At 34.5% G+C, this 20,606-nt stretch carries 20 protein-coding genes; 7 read left to right on the forward strand and 13 right to left on the reverse strand.

Annotation, left to right across the window (positions count from 1 at the left end; genetic code table 11):
* From RQM59_RS10000 to rplU, 3 genes are all read right to left on the reverse strand, one after another.
* Positions 1-1,245, reverse strand: a complete 1,245-nt coding sequence (locus RQM59_RS10000) for a 3-deoxy-D-manno-octulosonic acid transferase (protein WP_349241968.1) — start codon at positions 1,243-1,245, stop codon at positions 1-3.
* An 80-nt stretch (positions 1,246-1,325) separates the two neighbouring features.
* Complete coding sequence (rpmA, locus tag RQM59_RS10005) at positions 1,326-1,586, reverse strand: 50S ribosomal protein L27 (protein WP_349241969.1); 261 nt, start codon at positions 1,584-1,586, stop codon at positions 1,326-1,328.
* 26 nt (positions 1,587-1,612) lie between these two features.
* A complete protein-coding gene (gene rplU / locus RQM59_RS10010; protein ID WP_349241970.1) occupies positions 1,613-2,131 on the reverse strand; it encodes a 50S ribosomal protein L21 in 519 nt (172 codons plus the stop codon).
* A gap of 263 nt (positions 2,132-2,394) precedes the next feature.
* Here rplU and RQM59_RS10015 point away from each other — a divergent pair, with 263 nt between their 5' ends.
* The 3 genes from RQM59_RS10015 to RQM59_RS10025 all read left to right on the forward strand — a co-directional run bounded on the left by RQM59_RS10015 (position 2,395) and on the right by RQM59_RS10025 (position 6,135).
* Entirely contained in the window at positions 2,395-3,708 is a 1,314-nt protein-coding gene (locus RQM59_RS10015) for a M16 family metallopeptidase (protein WP_349241971.1), read from the forward strand.
* A gap of 22 nt (positions 3,709-3,730) precedes the next feature.
* Complete coding sequence (locus RQM59_RS10020; RefSeq protein ID WP_349241972.1) at positions 3,731-5,785, forward strand: insulinase family protein; 2,055 nt, start codon at positions 3,731-3,733, stop codon at positions 5,783-5,785.
* 134 nt (positions 5,786-5,919) lie between these two features.
* Complete coding sequence (locus tag RQM59_RS10025) at positions 5,920-6,135, forward strand: DUF6515 family protein (RefSeq protein WP_349241973.1); 216 nt, start codon at positions 5,920-5,922, stop codon at positions 6,133-6,135.
* A gap of 5 nt (positions 6,136-6,140) precedes the next feature.
* On the opposite strand, the gene RQM59_RS10030 is transcribed toward RQM59_RS10025, so the two are convergent.
* Positions 6,141-7,013, reverse strand: a complete 873-nt coding sequence (locus RQM59_RS10030) for a DMT family transporter (RefSeq protein ID WP_349241974.1) — start codon at positions 7,011-7,013, stop codon at positions 6,141-6,143.
* Between the two features lie 98 nt (positions 7,014-7,111).
* Here RQM59_RS10030 and RQM59_RS10035 point away from each other — a divergent pair, with 98 nt between their 5' ends.
* Together RQM59_RS10035 and RQM59_RS10040 are read left to right on the forward strand one after the other, a co-directional pair.
* Complete coding sequence (locus RQM59_RS10035) at positions 7,112-7,465, forward strand: cation transporter (RefSeq protein WP_349241975.1); 354 nt, start codon at positions 7,112-7,114, stop codon at positions 7,463-7,465.
* A gap of 88 nt (positions 7,466-7,553) precedes the next feature.
* Entirely contained in the window at positions 7,554-8,576 is a 1,023-nt protein-coding gene (locus RQM59_RS10040; protein ID WP_349241976.1) for a COX15/CtaA family protein, read from the forward strand.
* Here RQM59_RS10040 and gldD read toward each other — a convergent pair.
* From gldD to mutY, 4 genes are read right to left on the reverse strand one after another with little or no spacing between them, the layout of a single operon-like run.
* Positions 8,573-9,127, reverse strand: coding sequence for a gliding motility lipoprotein GldD (gene gldD, locus RQM59_RS10045; RefSeq protein ID WP_349241977.1), 555 nt, complete (start codon positions 9,125-9,127; stop codon positions 8,573-8,575). The two genes, RQM59_RS10040 and gldD, sit on opposite strands and share 4 nt — an antisense overlap.
* A complete protein-coding gene (gene gldE, locus RQM59_RS10050; protein WP_349241978.1) occupies positions 9,120-10,448 on the reverse strand; it encodes a gliding motility-associated protein GldE in 1,329 nt (442 codons plus the stop codon). Before gldE ends, gldD begins: the two co-directional genes overlap by 8 nt.
* Before the next feature lie 19 nt (positions 10,449-10,467).
* Positions 10,468-10,890: a single-stranded DNA-binding protein gene (locus RQM59_RS10055; protein ID WP_349241979.1), complete on the reverse strand. Its 423-nt coding sequence runs from the start codon at positions 10,888-10,890 to the stop codon at positions 10,468-10,470.
* Positions 10,891-10,928: 38 nt separating this feature from the next.
* Complete coding sequence (mutY, locus tag RQM59_RS10060; protein WP_349241980.1) at positions 10,929-11,975, reverse strand: A/G-specific adenine glycosylase; 1,047 nt, start codon at positions 11,973-11,975, stop codon at positions 10,929-10,931.
* Positions 11,976-12,106: 131 nt separating this feature from the next.
* Here mutY and RQM59_RS10065 point away from each other — a divergent pair, with 131 nt between their 5' ends.
* Positions 12,107-12,397, forward strand: coding sequence for an HU family DNA-binding protein (locus RQM59_RS10065; protein WP_349241981.1), 291 nt, complete (start codon positions 12,107-12,109; stop codon positions 12,395-12,397).
* 276 nt (positions 12,398-12,673) lie between these two features.
* The gene (locus RQM59_RS10070) at positions 12,674-14,203 is read left to right on the forward strand and encodes an Rne/Rng family ribonuclease (RefSeq protein ID WP_349241982.1); all 1,530 of its coding nucleotides are present in this window, start codon (positions 12,674-12,676) and stop codon (positions 14,201-14,203) included.
* A 69-nt stretch (positions 14,204-14,272) separates the two neighbouring features.
* Here the strand turns inward: RQM59_RS10070 and RQM59_RS10075 are convergent, their stop codons facing one another.
* The 5 genes from RQM59_RS10075 to RQM59_RS10095 all read right to left on the reverse strand — a co-directional run bounded on the left by RQM59_RS10075 (position 14,273) and on the right by RQM59_RS10095 (position 20,518).
* Positions 14,273-14,620 (reverse strand): toxin-antitoxin system YwqK family antitoxin, encoded by a 348-nt coding sequence (locus RQM59_RS10075; protein ID WP_349241983.1) that lies wholly within the window; start codon positions 14,618-14,620, stop codon positions 14,273-14,275.
* Between the two features lie 88 nt (positions 14,621-14,708).
* On the reverse strand, positions 14,709-16,898 hold the full coding sequence (locus RQM59_RS10080) for a patatin-like phospholipase family protein (RefSeq protein ID WP_349241984.1): 2,190 nt from the start codon (positions 16,896-16,898) through the stop codon (positions 14,709-14,711).
* 1 nt (position 16,899) lies between these two features.
* Positions 16,900-18,690, reverse strand: a complete 1,791-nt coding sequence (gene uvrC, locus RQM59_RS10085; RefSeq protein WP_349241985.1) for an excinuclease ABC subunit UvrC — start codon at positions 18,688-18,690, stop codon at positions 16,900-16,902.
* 521 nt (positions 18,691-19,211) lie between these two features.
* Positions 19,212-19,823 (reverse strand): lipoprotein signal peptidase, encoded by a 612-nt coding sequence (locus RQM59_RS10090; RefSeq protein ID WP_349241986.1) that lies wholly within the window; start codon positions 19,821-19,823, stop codon positions 19,212-19,214.
* 35 nt (positions 19,824-19,858) lie between these two features.
* Positions 19,859-20,518 carry a hypothetical protein gene (locus RQM59_RS10095; protein WP_349241987.1) on the reverse strand — a complete coding sequence of 220 codons (660 nt, stop codon included), beginning with the start codon at positions 20,516-20,518 and terminating at the stop codon, positions 19,859-19,861.
* Positions 20,519-20,606 lie beyond the last annotated feature (88 nt).

The raw sequence follows: 20,606 nt of genomic DNA on the forward strand, positions 1-20,606 counted from the left end.
TTATGTATTTAGTTGTTTGCTTATATAACTCATGATCATAGAGGTTGCTCCTATATTTTCTTCAACATATTTTCTGTTGATCGCCCCTGTTTTTCCTCTAAAGTCACGGTCCGTTTTTAATTGTATAAAGATAGTTGAAAAGCTCGATTGATCCTTAATAGAAATGCACCCTTTTAGTGCAACGAGATCAACGGCTTCTTTAAACTTACTATAATAGTTTCCAATAACTACTGGAATGCCAAAAGTTGCTGGTTCTAAAATGTTATGCACTCCATTAGATGATAGTCCTCCTCCAACATATGCAGCATCAGCATAAGAGTATACTTTAGTCAATAGTCCTACAGTATCTACAATTAAGACCTGATAATCCTCTAAGGTTTTCCCTTCTTTTTCCGAGAAAAGTACAGTTTTCTTATGAATTGATTCTTTTAATAAACGAATAGCTTTCTCATTCATATTATGAGGAGCTATGATAAACTTTTCGTTCTCTGATGCCTCCTTGTTTATATACGATACAAAAAGATGCTCATCCTCTGACCATGTGCTACCAGCCACCATAGTATACTTACCATCTTTGAATTTTTCTACAAAATCTAATCGATTGTCTTGTTGCAGTATCTCAAATACCCGATCAAATCGAGTATCTCCACTGACGGATACATTGCTACATTTAATATTCTCTAATAGTTCTTTAGAAGCCACATCTTGCACAAAAAAATGATCGAATGTTTTCAAGGTTTTTCTAAACCAAGCCCCATAACTCTTGAAAAAAGATTGATCTTTTCTAAAGATTCCTGAAACTAATATTGCGGGTATTGATTTGGCGTTTAACTCATTTAAAAGATTTGGCCAAAATTCGTACTTAATAAATATGGCTAATTCTGGTTGTACTACGTTAACAAATTTCTTGACATTCCTTTTAGTATCAAATGGCAAATAACAAACCACATCGGCCAATTCGTAGTCCTTTTGAATCTCGTATCCTGATGGAGAAAAAAAAGTAACTAGTATTTTACGTGTTGGGTATTCTCTTTTTATTGCTTCAATAACTGGTCTTCCTTGTTCAAATTCCCCTAGGGAAGCTGCATGAAACCAAATAACATTGTTATGTCCGGAAAGTTCAGAAAGTTTTGAGAACGCCTCTTTTCTTCCTTGTATAAACAACTTCATCTTTGGGTTAAACTGCGCTACAATTCTTAGAAAGAAAAAAGTGATTTGCGCTGAAATGTTATACAAGAAATTCATTCTGGTAAATGTACAAAATACAGGTATAAAAAAACGTCCAAACAATGTTTGGACGTTTTTATTTTTAATCTCTTTATTTCTTAAGCTTCAAAAGGAACTATAGAAACATATGATCTGTTATCTCTCTTCTTTTGGAAGTTTACAACACCGTCTACTTTCGCATGTAATGTATGGTCTTTCCCCATATATACATTTTCTCCAGGATAGTGAGTTGTACCTCTTTGACGAACAATAATGTTCCCAGCAATTGCAGCTTGTCCTCCAAAAATTTTAACGCCAAGTCGTTTCGATTCTGATTCTCTACCATTCTTCGAACTACCTACACCTTTTTTATGTGCCATGATTATTGGTTTTAAAATTATTATTCTTATTTACTTAACGCATCAATTAATTCTGCTTTCTTTAAAGAAGTGTATCCTTTGATACCTTTCTCTTTAGCTAAAGCTTTTAATTCTGCAACAGTCATTGAACTTAAATCGTTAGATGCTGTTTCTTTAACCTCAGCTTTTGGAGCTTCTACTGCTTTTTCCTTTTTAGGAGCAGCCGCTTTCTTAGCTGTTGCTTTCTTAGCACCTGAAGCAGCGATATTTTCAATTTGAATTTCGCTTAAATACTGACGGTGACCGTTTTTCTTTTTGTAACCTTTTCTTCTTTTCTTCTTGAAAACGATTACTTTATCACCTTTAAGGTGATTTAAAATCTTAGCCGTTACTGCGGCTCCTTCTATAGCTGGGGCGCCAATAGTTACATTCCCCTTATCTTCTACAAGCATTACTTTGTCGAAAGTTACTTTCGCACCTTCTTTTTCTTGTAAACGGTGAACGTAAACCTTTTGGTCTTTTGCAACTTTAAACTGCTGCCCTGCTATCTCTACAATTGCGTACATACGTTAATGTTTATATTAGCTTTTACGTTTATTAAGCATCTCCTTGTCGAAAATGCGGGTGCAAATATACATATTTTTTAATGCATAACAAGCCAAAACTAGTAAAATAACTTGCATAAAATCAAAAGAATATACCTTCTTATTTTCTTCAAATTATTTTTTAGTTCTTATTTTTGGTGATAAAATTTTGACTTTCTAAAAAAATTGTAACAAATGGACGGTAGAAGCGTCATACAGAACAACTTTAATAAATTAACAAATCGATGAAAAAAAGTATTATAGCACTGGCTTCAGTGCTTTTAGTTGCATTTTCTTCAAGTGCTCAAAAAGTTGAGTTTGAAGAGTATGATTTAGACAATGGAATGCATGTAATATTGCATAAGGACAACTCTGCTCCTGTAGTAGTAGTTTCTACTTTCTATCATGTTGGCGCAAAAGATGAGCAACCAGATAGAACAGGAATGGCACATTTCTTCGAGCACTTGCTGTTTGAAGGAACTAAAAATATTAAAAAAGGAGAGTGGGACAACATCGTTTCTTCTAATGGAGGAAGCGGAAATGCAACTACCGATGATGACAGAACATATTATTACGAAGTATTTCCTTCTAATAAATTAGCTACTGGATTATGGTTAGAATCAGAAAGGCTTATGCACCCTGTAATTACTCAAAAAGGAGTTGACACTCAGAATGAAGTTGTAAAAGAAGAAAAGAGATTACGTGTAGATAATCAACCTTACGGTCGTTTTTTAGAATATGTTAAGAAGAATATGTTTAAAAAGCATCCATACAAAGGGACAACCATCGGTAAGATGGAGCATTTAGATGCGGCTACATTAGACGAGTTTTTAGCTTTTAATAAGAAATTTTATGTTCCTAATAATGGAACTTTAGTAGTTGCTGGAGATATTAATATCAAGGAAGCTAAGAAAATGATTCAGGATTATTTTGGGGCAATTCCTAGAGGTAAAGATATCGAGCGAAATTTCCCAAAAGAAGATCCTATTACGCAGCAGATAAACGCAAAGGCTTACGATCCAAATATCGGGATTCCTGCGATCATGGCAGCGTATAGAACTCCTTCTATGAAGACAAGAGATTCTAGAGTTTTAGACATGATCTCTACCTATTTAAGTACAGGAAGAAGTTCTGTCTTATATAAAAAATTAGTTGACACAAAGAAAATGGCACTACAAACCGGTGCGATTAACTTTAGTCAAGAAGATTATGGTACCTACATCTTATTTGGTTTACCACAAGGAAAAACGACTTTAGCAGACATCATTAAGGAAATTGATGAAGAAGTTGTTAAAATTCAAACAGACTTAATCTCTGAGAAAGCATATCAAAAATTGCAAAATCAATTTGAAAACAACTTTGTAAATGCGAATTCTAATGTACAAGGTATTGCAAGTTCATTAGCTCGTTATCATGTGCTTTTTGGAAATACGAATTTGATTAATACGGAAATTGACATCTTTAGATCTATTACTAGAGAAGAAATAAGAGAAGTAGCAAAGAAGTATTTAAACCCGAATCAACGTTTAATCTTAGAGTATTTACCTGAGAAAAAATAATATCAAAAGACATTTTATAATTATGAAAACAAAAATTTTATCAATCGTAGCAATTTTGACGATGTCTTTTGCATTGCATGCGCAAGTAGACAGAACAAAACAACCTCCTTCTGGACCTGCTCCAAAAGTGAAATTGGGTAAGCCTAAGAAGTTTACACTTAAAAACGGGTTGACCGTGATTATGGTAGAAAACCATAAACTTCCTAGAGCTTCAGCGAGTTTAACAATAGATAATAAACCTTATTTTGAAGGTGATAAAGCTGGTGTTTCTGGTATGATGGGTAGTCTTCTAGGTAGAGGTACTGCAAACATTTCTAAAGATGATTTTAATGAGAAAGTAGATTTTTTAGGAGCTCGAGTTAATTTCAGCAGTTCTGGTGCTTTCGCTTCTTCGTTAAAGAGATATTTCCCAGAAATATTAGGTTTAATGGCTGATGGTGTTAAAAATTCAAATTTTACACAAGAAGAATTTGATAAAGAAGTAAAGATAACATTAGACAATATTAAAAGTAGCGAGAAAAGTGTTACTGCTGCAGCACGTAGAGTTGAAGATCTATTGACCTATGGTGCAAATCATCCTTTTGGTGAGTTTACGTCAAATGAAAGTGTAAACAATATCACATTAGCTGATGTTAAAGCAAATTACAATACCTATTACAGACCTAATAATGCTTATTTAATTATTCAGGGTGATATCAATCCAAAAGCAACCAAAAAATTAGTGAAAAAACTTTTTGGTGATTGGAAGGCAGGGACGATTCCTACTTCTGAGGTACCAAAACCTAAAAATGTTGAGACCACTGAGATTGACTTCATAAACATGCCAAATGCAGTACAATCTGAAATTGCAGTGATTAACAACATCGACTTAAAATTGGGAGACAAAGATTACTTTGCTGCTTTACTTGCGAATAGAATTTTAGGTGGTGGTGGAACTGCACGTTTGTACTCTAACCTTAGAGAGGATAAAGGATACACGTATGGTTCTTACTCAAGAGTTAGACAAAGTAGAAATGCAGCTACATTTAGAGCAACAGCTAGTGTTCGAAATATGGTAACTGATAGTTCTGTGGTTGAGATCATGAAAGAGATCAACAAGATTCGTTATGAAAAAGTAACCGAAGATGAGTTGGAAAATGCAAAAGCACAATACGTAGGAAGCTTTGTTATTAATGTACAACAGCCTGCTACAGCAGCTCGTTATGCATTAAACATTCTTCTATATGACTTACCTTCTAACTTCTACGAAACGTATTTAGAGCAAATCAATGCTGTGACCATTGAAGATGTTCAAAATGCAGCGATTAAGTATTTCAAAGGAGACAAAGCTAGAATCGTAATTACAGGAAAGGGTATTGACGTTTTAAAGAATTTAGAAAAGAATCCTGATTACAAGATCCATTATTTTGATAAATATGGGAACCCTACAGAGAAACCTGAAATGACACTACCAATTCCTGCTGGAGTTACTGCTGCTACTGTTGTAGATAATTATTTTAAAGCTATTGGAGGTAAAGAAAAAGTAAATGCTGTTAAAACGTTAATGGTTACCTCTGAAGCATCTTTTAATGGTGCTCCACTAACTTTAGTAACTAAAAACGCTGCTCCAAATAAATCATCTTTAATCTTAACAGGTTTTGGACAGACATTGCAAAAGCAAGTTTTTGATGGAGAGAAAGGATACAGCGAAGCTCAAGGTCGAAAAACAGACATGACCGCTAAAGAAGTAGAGGAAGCTAAGGCTAAAACAAGCCCGTTTGGAGATGGTGCTAATAAAGCTGGAAAGCTTGACAGAATTGAGCCATTAGATGGTAGTAATGCTTATGTAATTATCTTAAAAGATGGTAGAGAGGTGTTTTACGATGTAAAATCTGGTTTAAGAGTAAAGTCAGTAAACATTGTAAAAGGTCCTGACGGAAAAGACGTTAGAATTCCAACTACCTTCTCTGATTACAAAGCTGTAAACGGTATTCTTATGCCACACAAAATTGATCGTTCTACTGGACGAGCGACATTAAACTTCGTAGTAAAAGAAGTAAAAATGGATGAAGGTGTAACAGACAAAGATTTTGAATAATCGTTAATTTTATAGTATAGAAAAGCCGCTACTAGTAGCGGCTTTTTTTATGCCTTGGATGATCTCTTTTCCTCACAGAAATAAACCTTTTTCTTTTTTGCAGGTCTTATTTATGAACTCAAAAACGAATTATCATGAAGAAATTAGCAGTCATTGTATTTTTGATTTCCGCTTTTGGATTTCAATCCTGCGCCGTAAGAGTAGTCGAAAGAAGCCAACCCAATGTCGTTGTTGTTAAAAAAGCTCCTAGAAACCATCGTGTAGTAGTAATAAAAAAGAAACGTTACTATACCTGGGGAGGAAAATACTATAGAAAAACCAGACGTGGATATGTTCGTGTAAGGGTATAGCACCTTTATTTCGCTTTATTCACCAAATAGACTCCAAACAAAATAATAGCTCCTCCAAGTAATTGCATAATGTGCAAGCTTTCTTCATCGAACATTCCCCACATAACAGCTACCAAAGGGATTAAATAAGTTACTGAAGATGAAAAAACGGGTGTAGATATCTGCACCAATTTATTGAACATTACTTTAGCAATCCCCGTTCCAATCACCGCCAGAACAGTAATATATCCTACTGCAGAAGTCGTTTCTTCATTAATCTCAAATGTTGAGAAAAATCCTGTAAAGTATAATACCAATAATACGGGAATGATCAACAGTAAAAAGTTTCCTGTGGTGATGGCCAACGCACTAATATCATGTAAATACTTCTTTACAATATTCACATTAAACGCATACCCCACAGAGGATATAATAACCAATACTGCGTACCAGTAATTTTGATCTGGATTGACATGGGCGCCTTTCAAAACTAATATCAAGGTTCCGATGAGTCCGATGAGGATCCCTATAAGCTGTTTTCTTTTAAAAGCAAACCCAAATACCAAAGCTCCTACAATAAATGTGTTAAAAGGAGTTAATGAATTTAATATAGCTGGAATGGAACTGTCAATCTTTGTAATGGCATATGCAAATAAAAAAGCTGGGAAAAACGTCCCCAAAATCGCTGTGTAAAAGATATAGATCCAATGTCTTTTTTGGATCTGCTTAATACTTTTATATCCTATGAGTACTAAAAAAGCCGCCGTAATCAACATTCGTAAAGCCCCAACTTGAATTGGTGTGAGTCCTATGAGTGCTTTCTTCATTAAGATAAATGAACTTCCCCAAATAATAGAGAGAATTATTAAGTAGAACCACTTCTGTTGTTGGTTGTTCATAGGTCGCTGTTAAAGTCTATACAAAACTCGAACAATTCTATGGATAAACAGGCATTTATGTATAAATTTGCATAATAAACGTATAACAAAAAGCAATCATGAAGTTTAGCAAAGTCGTTTTAGTTTTAGCGCTTAGTATTTTTTCTTTAAGCTCTTGTAAACAAGCAGCAAAAAAAGAGGTCGAGGCACCTAAAAAAGTCTTGGCACAAAATCCGCAATCCGTCTCTTTAAGCATTTCAGGAATGACATGCGAGATTGGATGTGCAAAGCTAATTCAATCAAAACTTTCTAAAAAAGAAGGTGTAAAAATGGCAAAAGTGATCTTTAAAGATAGTACCGCAACAGTTGCATTTGATGCAAATACTATTTCTAAAAAAGAGATCATTGGCTTTATAGATGGAATTGCTGATGGTGAATTATATAAAGCAACAGAACTAACAGCAGAAAAATAATTTTTCTGATTACAATACTTAAAAAGGCTTCTATCTATAGAGGCCTTTTTGCGTTTTAGGTCGTATCTTTGTACAAACCTTATTTTTAATGAACAAACGCTTTCCTTTCATCGTAAAAGCGACATTAATTAGCCTTTACTTAATATTTATTGCCGGATCGGTTGTGCGAATGACTGGATCTGGAATGGGTTGTCCAGATTGGCCGAAGTGTTTTGGCTATTTGATTCCTCCTACTTCTGAAGAACAAATTACCTGGGCTCCAAACAAAGCGTATAAAGAGGGCATGATCATTATTAAAGATGAAGCCTTATACGTGGCTGAAAGTGACCTTACCACAAAGACCATATTTAATCCAGAAAATTGGTCGGCATATACCAAACATGACTACGCGAAGTTTAATAAATTTCATACGTGGACAGAATACATCAATAGATTGGTAAGCGTTCTTGCTGGATTTGTATTCTTATTCTTGTTGGTTGGCGCCGTTAAGTTTTGGAAAGAAAACAAGTGGATCACCATTCTTTCTGTTATCGCTTTTATTTTAATGCTATTTGAAGCCTGGCTAGGAAAAACAGTAGTAGACAGTAACCTCACACCGGCGATCATTACGGTTCATATGGTAGTTGGATTAGTGATTGTAGGGCTTATATTAAAAGTTCTTTTTATTATTTCAGAAAAAGAAAACACCTATGCTTATCATTCATTATTCAATAAATTATTGATCATATCCGTAATTTTTTCCTTGGTTCAAATTGCGTTAGGAACACAGGTTCGTCAATTTATAGACGAACAGGTAAAACTGTTTGGTTTTGAAAATAAAGAATATAGTTTAATGGCTCCTAATTTCAAGTTTTACTTCCATCGATCTTTTACCATTGCCATCGTATTGGTAAACTTTGCATTGCTATACTTCAATCAAGTTAAAAAGCTAGGATATACATTAGTTAATTGGGTGATTGTTCTATTGTTTTTAGAAACAATTACCGGAATATTAATGTACTATGCAGATTTTCCAATGGGTACGCAAGCTGTACATTTGTTGTCCGGTGCGTTGTTATTTGGAGTGCAATTCTATTTATGGTTGCAAAGTAGAAAACTGGCAACGAATTAATTTTCCCATTTTAAGGTTTCCATCAATTTCATAATATCTTTTTTGATATAGGCGACCGCTGGTAATACAGAATCGTAATTCGGTTTGGTATAAAAGTACAGCGAGCCTTTGATAAAGTTCTTAGTACTATCCGTAATATGGAATTGAATTTGGGATGCAGCGTTTCCTGTAATTTCATACAAACTTCCATAGACATGCTGGCTTTCATTCAAATAGTCCTTTGGAACGATCTGTTCCGCTTTAACGGCATGTTTGTATACTAACTTTTCAGATTCAATGAGGAGTTCCTTTAAATTTCCTTCCACAGGTCTGTACGTGATATCGATAGAAGCCTTTAGCTTCGGATACTTGATCTTCAGCCAATTATTCTTTTCTTCTTTCAATTCTGCTTTATCAGAAACTAAAAAACTATAAGGTCTTTCTACTGCCAATTCGCTATAATCAGCAGGAGCGTAGTTCAAGCTCAAATATGCCTTTGGTTTAGGCAATACATCATCCTTACAAGATAGAACGAGAATAAAGATTGTAATGACGAATAGAATTTTACGCATGTGTTCTTTGAGCTTTAATTTGAATGATTCGCTTTCTATCTAAAGCTTCAATGGTAAACGTATAATCTTTGAAGTTTATTTTCTCGCCCTTACGAGGAAATTTTCTTGACACTTCCAATATAAATCCAGCAAGGGTTTCTGACTCCCCTTTTTCTTCTTCAAAAACTTCTTCATCCTCTTCGAAGATCTTGCAGAAGTCTTTTATATTTATTTTTCCGTCAAACACATAGGTGTTCTCATCTATTTTAGAATAGGATAGGTCGTCCGTATCAAACTCATCATTAATATCGCCTACAATCTCCTCTATAACGTCTTCTAAGGTAACTATTCCGCTTGTCCCACCGTATTCATCAACCACAATAGCCAAATGGTTCTTCTTGTCTTGAAATTCGCTTAATAGATCATCCAGTTTTTTATTTTCAGGGACAAAGAAGGGTTCTCTTAATAGTTTTTGCCACTTAAACTGTTTTTTATTCAAATGCGCCAACAGATCTTTGGCATAAAGCACCCCCACTATATTGTCTATAGTATCTTGATAAACAGGATTCCTGGAATATCCGTTCTTGAGGATTTTCTTCATCACCTCCTCATAAGACTCATCGTTCGATAATGCAAAAATATCAATCCTTGGTTTCATGATCTGCACCGTTTCGGTACTTCCAAAATTCACAATACCCTCCAAGATCTTTTGCTCATCCTTAGTAGTCGATTCATCAGAGGTTAATTCTAATGCCTGAGAAAGTGTTTCTACAGAGAAATTAGAATTTTTACTCCCTAGTCGTTTTTCTATAATCTGTGTGAAATGTATCAGTGGATAACTGAACGGCGTTAACATAGTATTCAAAAAATTAATGGGCCTACACATTAAATTAGAAAAAGACAATGCTTTTCTAGAAGCATATACTTTGGGTAATACTTCTCCAAACAAAAGAATCAGAAATGTAATAAGCACTACTTCAATTAAAAATCGAACGTGTACTTCTACTATGTATAAATCTAAATTGTAATCCAGGTTACTAAATACAGTTTCACCAATTGTAGCAAAAAGTAATACGATAAGGATATTAATAAAGTTATTGGTTATTAATATGGTTGCCAGCAATTTTTTGGGTTTCTCCAATAATTTCACCACTGTACTTTCCTCTTTAGAGTTTTCTGATAACGTATCCAGGTCCGTTTGAGAAAGTGAAAAAAAGGCAACTTCGGTCCCCGAAATTAATGCTGAACAAATAAGAAGTATGATCAGTACAATAGTATTAATAAGAAGTAAACTATCTATACTTGAAGAAATTAGAAATATACGAAAGGGTTCTGGATCCAAACTTTACAAATTAATTAAACTAAAATGGCAGATCATCGTCTTCTGATATACTATTTTTTGGTGTAGTATCTGCAGGTGGTGTCGGATTACCAGTATCTTGTTGTTCTTTTTTAGTAGACAAGAATGTCATATCAACCACATGAATTTCCGTTGTATATCTTTTTTGTCCTTCTTGTTCCCATTGTCTGGTTTTCAATCTACCTTCACAATAAATTTTATCTCCCTTGCTTAAATATTTTTCACAAATCTCAGCCAGTTTATTTCGAACCACGATGTTGTGCCATTCCGTGGTGGTAACTTTTTCGCCAGTTTGTCTATTGGTATAGCTTTCATTTGTAGCAATAGGGAATCTTCCAATAGAATTTCCTCCATCAAAATAGTGCATCTTCACCTCATCTCCTAAATGTCCTATTAATATAACTTTGTTAATTGTTCCAGCCATTGCATTATAAATTTACCTACTCAAATGTACTAAAAAAATCAATCCGTTTTTGTGGAAAAAGATCTAATAAAGTTCGAAATCAAAATAGGCACTGGATATTGCTCAATCTTATTCCATAAGATGTCGCTTTTCACAACCTCTTCATCTTCTACAATCCAAAATTTAGTATATAAATGCTGATGTGAAAGTTTGTGTATTATTTCTTTTTCATTGAACAATGAAAGACTCGCTCTCTTAGAAAACAGTTGCTTAAACTCTTTTGTGTTCACAATTGTTTTTGCGTCGATCAAGTCATCGCTTTCAATTAGCGGGAATTCAAACAATCCTTGCCATATCCCTTTCCCTTTTCTTTCAGTCAAGATCGTATTTCCTTGTTCTCCATTTAGCACCAAATAATTAAAGTAACGCTTTTTAATTTTTAGCTTCTTCTCTTTAAACGGAAGTTCTTTAATGGTCTTATGCTTTAATGCTAAACAACTTTCAGATAACGGACAGGTATCGCACAAAGGGTTTTGAGGCTTGCAATGCAATGCTCCAAATTCCATAATCGCTTGATTAGAGGTTCCCGGTTGGGTTGGGTCGATCAATTCTTGCGCTAGTGCTTTGAACTCTTTTATCCCTTTGGATGAATTAATAGCCGTGCCCATATTAAAATACCTTGCCAACACTCGATATACATTTCCGTCTACAACGGCATGTGGTTCTTTAAAGCAAATGGATGAAATTGCAGAAGCTGTATAATCTCCAACGCCCTTTAATTGAATGATCTTATCATAACTGTTTGGGAAGACACCTCCAAAATCATTCACCACCTGTTTTGCGGCAAAATGCAAATTTCTGGCTCTTGAATAATATCCCAATCCTTGCCATAGTTTTAAGACATGAGTTTCAGACGCTTCGGCAAGCTCAAAAACGGTGGGAAACTCCTTTACAAATGTTAAATAATACGGGGTTCCTTGGGCCACTCTAGTTTGTTGCAATATAATTTCTGACAACCAAACAAAGTATGGGTTTTTAGTCTTGCGCCATGGCAAGTCCCTATCGTTTTGTAAATACCACTGTATTAATACTTTAGAAAAGTCCATTATTAAATTTCAGAATTGCAATATTACATCATAATATTAATATAATTTTATTGGTTATGCTTTTCCGAATAGATTAATTATCATATATTTGCCTCCGCATTTTTGAAAATAAATAACTAAAAACAAGAAACATGACGAAAGCAGATATTGTATCAAAAATCTCTGATAAATCGGGTATTGAAAAGGCAGATGTATTAGCAACCGTAGAAGCATTTATGACTGAGGTAAAGGGTGCATTGGAAAATGGTGATAATGTATATTTAAGAGGCTTTGGTAGTTTTATTATTAAGACTAGAGCTGAAAAAACAGGAAGAAATATTTCTAAGAACACAACGATTAAAATTCCTGCACACAACATACCAGCTTTTAAACCTGCGAAGACCTTTACTGAAGGAGTAAAGAGCAAAGTAGTTGTAAAGTAACAAACAATAATCAAAATCGTAACGATTTTAAAACAAACTGACAATTATGCCAAGTGGTAAAAAAAGAAAGAGAGCAAAGATCTCTACACACAAACGCAAGAAAAGAGCTAGAGCAAACAGACATAAGAAAAAGTAAGGTAACTTACTTTTTCTTTTAGCTTTTATTTAGCTTACAAGTTCATTGACATTGAGGTTTCGTAAACCTCGCACGGTATTATAATACCTGACAATTTTAAACCATCTGCACAATTATGTGTAGTATAAAACCATTTCAGTATGAAAACAGAATTAATAATTCGATCAAATTCATCTGATATTGATTTTGCCTTACTAAAAGATGGAAAACTTATTGAATTAAATAGGGAAACATCAGATAATAAATTTTCGGTTGGCGATATTTTTTTAGCCAAAATAGGAAAAGTATTAACTGGTTTAAACGCGGCCTTTGTAAATGTAGGATACCCAAAAGATGGGTTTTTACATTATCATGATTTGGGTGCGCAAGTACAATCTCTAAACAAATTCCTTAAGAAAGTAAGCACAGGTAAGTATAAAGAATTCACTTTAAAAAACTTCCGTTTTGAAAAAGACATTAATAAAGACGGTAGCATTAATAATGTACTAAAATCAGGTCAAAACTTATTAGTACAGATTGTAAAAGAACCTATATCTACAAAAGGGCCAAGAATTAGCTCAGAGCTTTCAATAGCTGGTAGATTTTTAGTTTTAGTTCCTTTTTCTAATAGAATCTCGGTATCTCAGAAAATAGAAGATGCCAATGAAAAAGAACGTTTGAAAAGATTAGCAAAGAGTATAAGACCAAAGGGATTTGGTGTTATTTTAAGAACTGTAGCCGAAGGTAAAAAGGTGGCAGAACTTGATAAAGATTTGCAGAACTCATTAGATCGTTGGAAGACTATGTGTAAACGTATTCCAAACACAAATACACCAACCAAGATATTGAGCGAATTAAACAGAGCATCTTCGATTTTAAGAGATGTGATGAATGACTCTTTTACAAGTATCATAACTAATGATGAAGTTCTTAAATTAGAAATTAAAGACTATTTAAGAGAGATCTATCCTGAAAAGGAAAAGATTGTAAAACTTCATAGATCACAAGTTCCTATTTTTGAAAAATATGGAATTGAGCGCCAAATAAAAACGTCTTTTGGAAAGACGGTTTCTATGAGTAAAGGTGCTTATTTAGTTATCGAGCATACAGAAGCGCTACACGTTATTGATGTGAACAGCGGAAATCGCTCCAATAAGGCCGGTTCTCAAGAAGAAACTGCCTTAGAGGTTAATTTAATTGCAGCTACAGAAGTAGCAAGACAATTACAATTACGTGATATGGGTGGGATTATTGTGATCGATTTTATAGACATGCACAAAGCTGAAAACAGAAATAAGTTGTATCAGCATTTAAAAGAGCAAATGTCTTTTGATCGTACAAAGCACAAAATATTACCACCAAGTAAATTTGGTTTAGTACAAATTACACGTCAACGAGTTAGACCTGAGTTGAGTATAAAAACAACTGAACCGAATCCAAATAAAAATGGAGAAGTAGAAGCTCCTATTGTCTTAATTGACAAAATTGAAGCGGAAATAGAAAAGATAATTTCTAATCCTAAGAATAAGAAGATTGCATTAAATGTGCACCCTTTTATAGCTTCTCATTTAACCAAAGGAGTTTCTTCCATTAGATTTGGATGGTACTTAAAGTACAAAAAGTGGATTACCATTATACCTAGAGACGCTTACACATACTTACACTATAAATTTAAAATAGATCGTAAGTAAGGCAATATGTATATCAAAAAACCCGCATCTGTAAAAGATGCGGGTTTTTAATTTTATATGAAATCCAAATTAATTTACTGCTACGCGGGTATCCTGCTTCCAGGTATTTACACTTGCAATAGCATTATTCTTGTAATTAATTTCTGTTAAAAGATCTTTGTTCCACATAAACCATTTGCCGACTTTTTTACCATCTTTATAATGACCAATGGCGATCTTATTTCCTTTCTTATCAAACTGTGTCCATTCTCCAGTTAACTTCTTGTTCTTAAAGTATCCCTGTTTTTCAATAGACCCATCTTCATAATAATATGTAGCTTTTACTAAATCTCCTGATATTTCGTATGTAGGTTGTTTGTCTTGCGCTTGCATTAAAGAAATTGACAGTATGCAAACAATAAATAGTAGCTTTTTCATGATATAATAAGGTCTTAATTAACGTTCTTCTTACAAATATAAGAAAAAATTTACATTAAAAGAACTATTACGTAACATTAAATTAACATTAGAACCAAAATCCAAGGTTAAACAACCAAAAATGATTCTTAGTATCTGGAGACCAACTATACTTCAGTTCTATGGGCCCTAGGAAGGTTTTTAGGCCATAACCCACAGCATATCCTGATAAGACATCTTTAAAAAGGTTCCCATCTGCAAAGACATTATTAGATATTCTGGCGTAATTCGCTATAAAACTGACATAGTTGTTTTTCAAAAATTGATATCTCAGCTCAAACTGGGACCTCAAAAAGGTGTCTCCAGATAAGGATGCAAATTCATATCCATACATCTTAATGAATGTATTGATGAAGTTTTGATTATATCCTCCTAAATAGAAATCAAATACATCGTTCGTTGGGCTGCTAAAAGAAAAGCCTGCTTCATTCGTATATTGAAAAGTAATATTCTTTAAAAAAGTAGTAGCAAAACCGAGTGTTCCCTTAGCCTGTGAAAACTGTTTGAAGTCGTTGTCAAAATTAGAGGACCATACATACCATTTAAAACCTAAATCTGCATAAAATCCTTTGGTCGGAAATGAATTATTATCATACGTATCTAACTTCAAGTACCCTAAAAGATTGAAATAGCTACTATTGTCAAATATGGTACTGTTGCTATTTCCAGAGATTACAGTTTCCGTCTCAATCTTAACTTTTTTTAACTCAACTCCTCCACCCATGGCAAACTTTCTACCAAAGGTTGTTTGTACGAATGCAGCATTTGTGAAATCCGAATACTTCAGGTTTATTTTATTTACATTCTGATTTCCCTGAAAGTTGAATTTTGTATTGGTGCTAAACTGATCGTACCTAGACCTAAAACCATAACTCACATAGAACCCGTTATCCACAAAATAGTCCAGATTATATCTGATCTGATCCCCTAGAATAAGGTCTATAGATAGCTGATCATTTCGAATCAATAAACCTTTATTAGTGTAGTCCAGTAATATTCCCGTTTCATATAATTGGTCGTAGTGCGCCCCTAATCTAATGTTTGCTTTATCTCTCTGTTCTATTAAACGTATGTAAAGTTCATTCTTCTTTTTATCAAGATGGTATTCAATTTTATCATAGTTGTTCGTAGCAGTTAAAAAATCCATCTTCTTGTCCAGCTCCTGATGGGTAATGCTATCGCCAACTTGCAGGTTTAATTTCCCAAGTACATAAGCTCTGGTATATTGCTTTGCGCCAATAACATTGATCGTTTCCAAGGCGTACTTTTTAGTATCGATCAGGATCTCATCTCGCTTCTTCGCTTTGACCTTTTGGATTGATGCTATTTTTTTAAAGATCTCTTTAAACTTTTTCGCAACGGTATCGCCAGCTTGCAATATCTCTTCTTTCTTAGCAAAATCTGCCGCATTAAATTCATAGATCTCCGGCTTGATGTATACATCTACGTGCTTCTTCTGTCCATCACTTTTCCCATAAGTCTGGAAACTTATGATCTGATTGAGAATGGAGACCAATGAATTTAGCTTTTCCTTTTTAATCAATTTGCCTTGAACATCTACTCCGATAATGAAATCTACATCTTTTGATTTCATATATTCTGCTGGAAAATTATTCACTACCCCGCCATCAATGATCAGTTTTCCATCCACTTCCACTGGATTCAAAAACGTTGGGAAAGAACCACTAGCTCTCAGTGCTAAGGGCAAAGACCCTTTTTCAAAAATAACCTGTTCTCCTATTTCTACATCTGTTCCAATACAGAAAAAAGGAATTGGCAATTTGCTAAAGTCTTTAATAGAGTCTACCGGAGATAAAAGATAGGTCAGTAATTTTAGTACATTCTGACCTTTAGAAACACCTCTTGGTAGGCCTATCTTGTTATTTTTTACGGGTAACGTGATTGCATACTTTTCTCCGAACTCCTTTTCAAAAAAAGGCAAGGCACTTCTTGGCAACTTGTCTTGTAAAAGGCTCAGAAAGTCTATTTCTTTCACCATTTTTTCTATCTGGAAAGCCGAATATCCTGAGGCGTACAATCCTCCAACAATAGCCCCCATACTCGTCCCGCCAATATAGTCGATCTTGATTCCTGCTTTTTCTATTTCCTTTAAAACGCCAATATGGGCAAACCCTTTAGCACCACCACCACTTAAAACCAATCCTACCTTAGGTGGACTTTTTTGAGCAAATATCATGGAAGATATCGTTAACGATAGTAGGAATACAATTTTTTTCATGTCACTTGGTGTGGAAATAATCAAAGATCTTACGGGCTCGAGAATTTCCGATTTCTTCTTTTAACTCTTCAAAGGTAGCATTTTTGACACGCTTAGCCGATTTGAATTTTTTTAATAACGTGATAATCGTCTGCTTTCCAATATCTGGAACTTGTTCTAATTCAGATTGAATAGCACTCTTACTTCTTTTGTTCCTGTGAAAGGTAATTCCGAAGCGGTGCGCTTCATTTCTTAAAAACTGAATGATCTTTAAGGTTTCTGATTTCTTATCTAAATACATGGGAATTGAATCTCCGGGATAGTAGATCTCCTCCAATCGTTTGGCAATCCCAATAATAGCAATCTTTCCTCGTAAGCCTAAAACATCTAAACTTTTCAACGCTGATGATAATTGTCCTTTTCCACCGTCTATCACAATTAACTGAGGTAACGGCTGATCTTCTGTTAATAATCGCTTATAACGTCTAAAAACTACCTCTTCCATCGAAGCAAAGTCATCTGGACCCTCTACGGTTTTGATATTATAATGTCGGTATTCTTTTTTACTTGGTTTTCCATCTTTGAAAACTACGCAAGCAGCTACGGGGTGCGTTCCCTGAATGTTTGAATTGTCAAAGCATTCAATATGTCGCGGCTCTGATTTTAGACGTAGGTCTTTTTGCATCTGCGCCATAATCCGTTTCACATGTCTATCCGGATCTACGATCTTGATTTGTTTAAACTGCTCTTGACGGTAGTATTTAGCATTGCGCTCAGAGAGTTCAACAATTCGTTTTTTATCTCCTAATTTTGGTACAGTAACCTTTACAGTATCTCCTACATCAACTTTAAACGGCACATAGATCTCTTTAGAAACAGAATTAAAACGTTGTCGTATCTCTATAATAAAAAGCTCTAAAAGCTCTTTATCTGTTTCTTCTAATTTCTTTTTGATCTCCGTAGTATGGGATTGGATAATTGCTCCGTTAGCAATCTTGAAGAAATTGGCATATCCATAGCTTTCATCAGAAATAATGGAGAATACATCTACATTATTGATACTTGGGTTAATAATAGTCGACTTCGCCTGATAATTTGATAATAAGGCTACCTTCTCTTTAATTTTTTGAGCCTCTTCAAACTCCATACTCGATGCAAAATCCGTCATCATTTCCTGAAACTTATCCAAACTTTCTTTAAAGTTTCCCTTAATGATATTTCGAATTGCTTTGATCGTTTGATCATACGCTCCTTCCGTTTGAAAACCTTCACAAGGTCCTTTGCAATTCCCTAAATGGTATTCTAAACATACCTTATATTTTCCTGCTTCGATCTTAATTTCACTTAGATCATAGTTGCAGGTTCTTAATGGATAGAGTTCCTTAATCAAATCTAGCAAAGCCTTTACAGTTCGAACACTCGTATAAGGTCCAAAATATTCAGATCCATCTTTGATCACCCTTCGAGTCATAAATACTCTTGGAAAACGCTCCTTCTTGATACAGATCCATGGATAGGATTTATCATCTTTTAACAAGATATTATAGCGAGGCTGATATTTCTTGATCAGGTTATTCTCTAACAACAACGCATCGGTTTCTGTGTTGACTACAATATGTTTCATATACGCAATCTTGCGTACCAAAATACGGGTCTTGGCGTTCTCATGATTCTTGGTAAAGTAAGAGGCAACGCGCTTCTTTAAATTCTTTGCTTTACCCACATAAATGATCACGTCGTTTTTATCAAAATACTGATAAACGCCGGGTGAGTTTGGTAAGGTCTTTATTTGCAAAGTGAGTTCCGCAGACATACTGCTAAGTTAAAACTATTTGTATAGAATTTGAATTCAAAATAAGAATAACTTGTAGTTCAATTTTTAAGATATCTCGACTTACTTCGTAAGCTAACTTCGTTCAAAATATTTTGAATTCATTAATGCTCGATATGACAAAAAATTACTTGATATCATAATCTATTGCATCTATCATTACGAGAAATTTTTTATTTCGAAGTAATCTCAACATGAAGAACTTGCATATAAAAGATTACTTCATTTCTTTCGCAATGACCAAACCCCTTTCAACTTTAGTTTTTGTTTATTATTCTTTTCCTTAGATGAAAAGAATCAAAAATCAAGGTCTGAACTTTCAGCGATCCCTTTGTTTCTTGAAAACTGAAAGAAATGAACTCGGCTTTCAGTCTCAGACAGCATTTCTTTCTAAACGTTCTCTTCGAAAGAGTGATCCTCGCCTGCAAGTTCTAAACCCACATATTGGAGAAAGTTCATGAATTTACCTGTTTGCCAACAGGCTAGGTTCTCAAAAGCGTAGTTTATGCTTTTGCTTCCTTCGGAAATGCTTTTTTGCTGAAAATGAATAATAAGATTACCCCAGCTGTAATATAGGCATCTGCCATATTAAAGATATATGGGAAAAAAGAGAAGGTATCCCCACCTATGATTGGAATCCAACTTGGCCATGTAGCGTTTTGAATAATCGGGAAATAGAACATGTCTACCACTTTTCCATGAAATAGAGAACCATAGGGTTGTTCGGCAAATAGTGTTGCAACTCCTTGCTGTGGTGTATCAAAGATAACCCCATAAAAAACAGAGTCGATAATGTTTCCGATTGCACCTGAAAAGATCAATGCAATAGCCACTACAACCACTGTTGGCATATTCTTTTTCAAGGTGGTAACCAACCAATAAATAATAACTGGCACTACTAATAATCGAAATAAGGTTAAAAAGAGTTTTCCAATACTGCCTCCAAATTCGATTCCCATCGCCATTCCATTATTCTCTACAAATTGAATCTGAAACCAATCAAAGATCTCGTAGGATTCAAACAATCTAAAATGCGTCTTTACATAGATCTTTGAAATCTGATCTATCAATATCGCGAGTACAATTGTAATGATGGCAATGTTCTTCTTAGACATCTAGGTGTAAAATTTAGAAAGCAAAAATAGTAATATTATGTTGTTTTTTTAGATGTTAACACAACATTAGCGTTAATGGATCGCACACGAAGCTGTTTCTGTCCTTTTTCTTTCTTTTTATAAGTCGATTTTACTAGTTGTCTGTTTACCATAATCTTTCCTTTACGTGTTTGTAGGTCCAAGACAATCTCTTTAGAAACAGTAGCGTGTATAACCCCAGCAAACAATTCCACAACTACAACTCCCTTAATTGATGGGATTCGTATGTTGCCTTTATCGATCCGTACTTTTAAAGTGCCCTCATACCCCTTGCTTTGTATATCTACCATCCCAGCTTCGATGGTTACTTTTTTATGTTTTGGAATCTTAACCACCGCAGTGACATTTGTTGGTGGTGCTAAGGGAAATTGGTGGATCTTATCATTAATAGCATGTGTTTTCTTTACTACCGCTTTTACGTTTAGTACACAGCTTTTATCTTCGCAGGTAAAACTTTCTAGCACCCCAAGCTCATTCATATCTAGCAAGGTCATTTCGATGCTGTTCGTTTCCGACTCTTCGATTTTTAGGTTGTCTATCCCCTCTATAGTTATATAGATAGCTGTTGCTTCACTTTGAATGGTACGAACCACTTTTTGTTGGGCCAATAACCCTAAGGTACTTAACAGAAATACGATAAAAATAAACACTCTCATAAACTACCTCGAAGATAGGTATAAAAAGCGTGTTAACCATCTTTCACCTTTTCTAGATGCGCCGAACGTCACAAGGTTTTTATTACAA

Origin of the sequence: Asprobacillus argus (assembly GCF_032248395.1) — a bacterium.
Lineage (GTDB): Bacteria > Bacteroidota > Bacteroidia > Flavobacteriales > Flavobacteriaceae > Polaribacter > Polaribacter argus.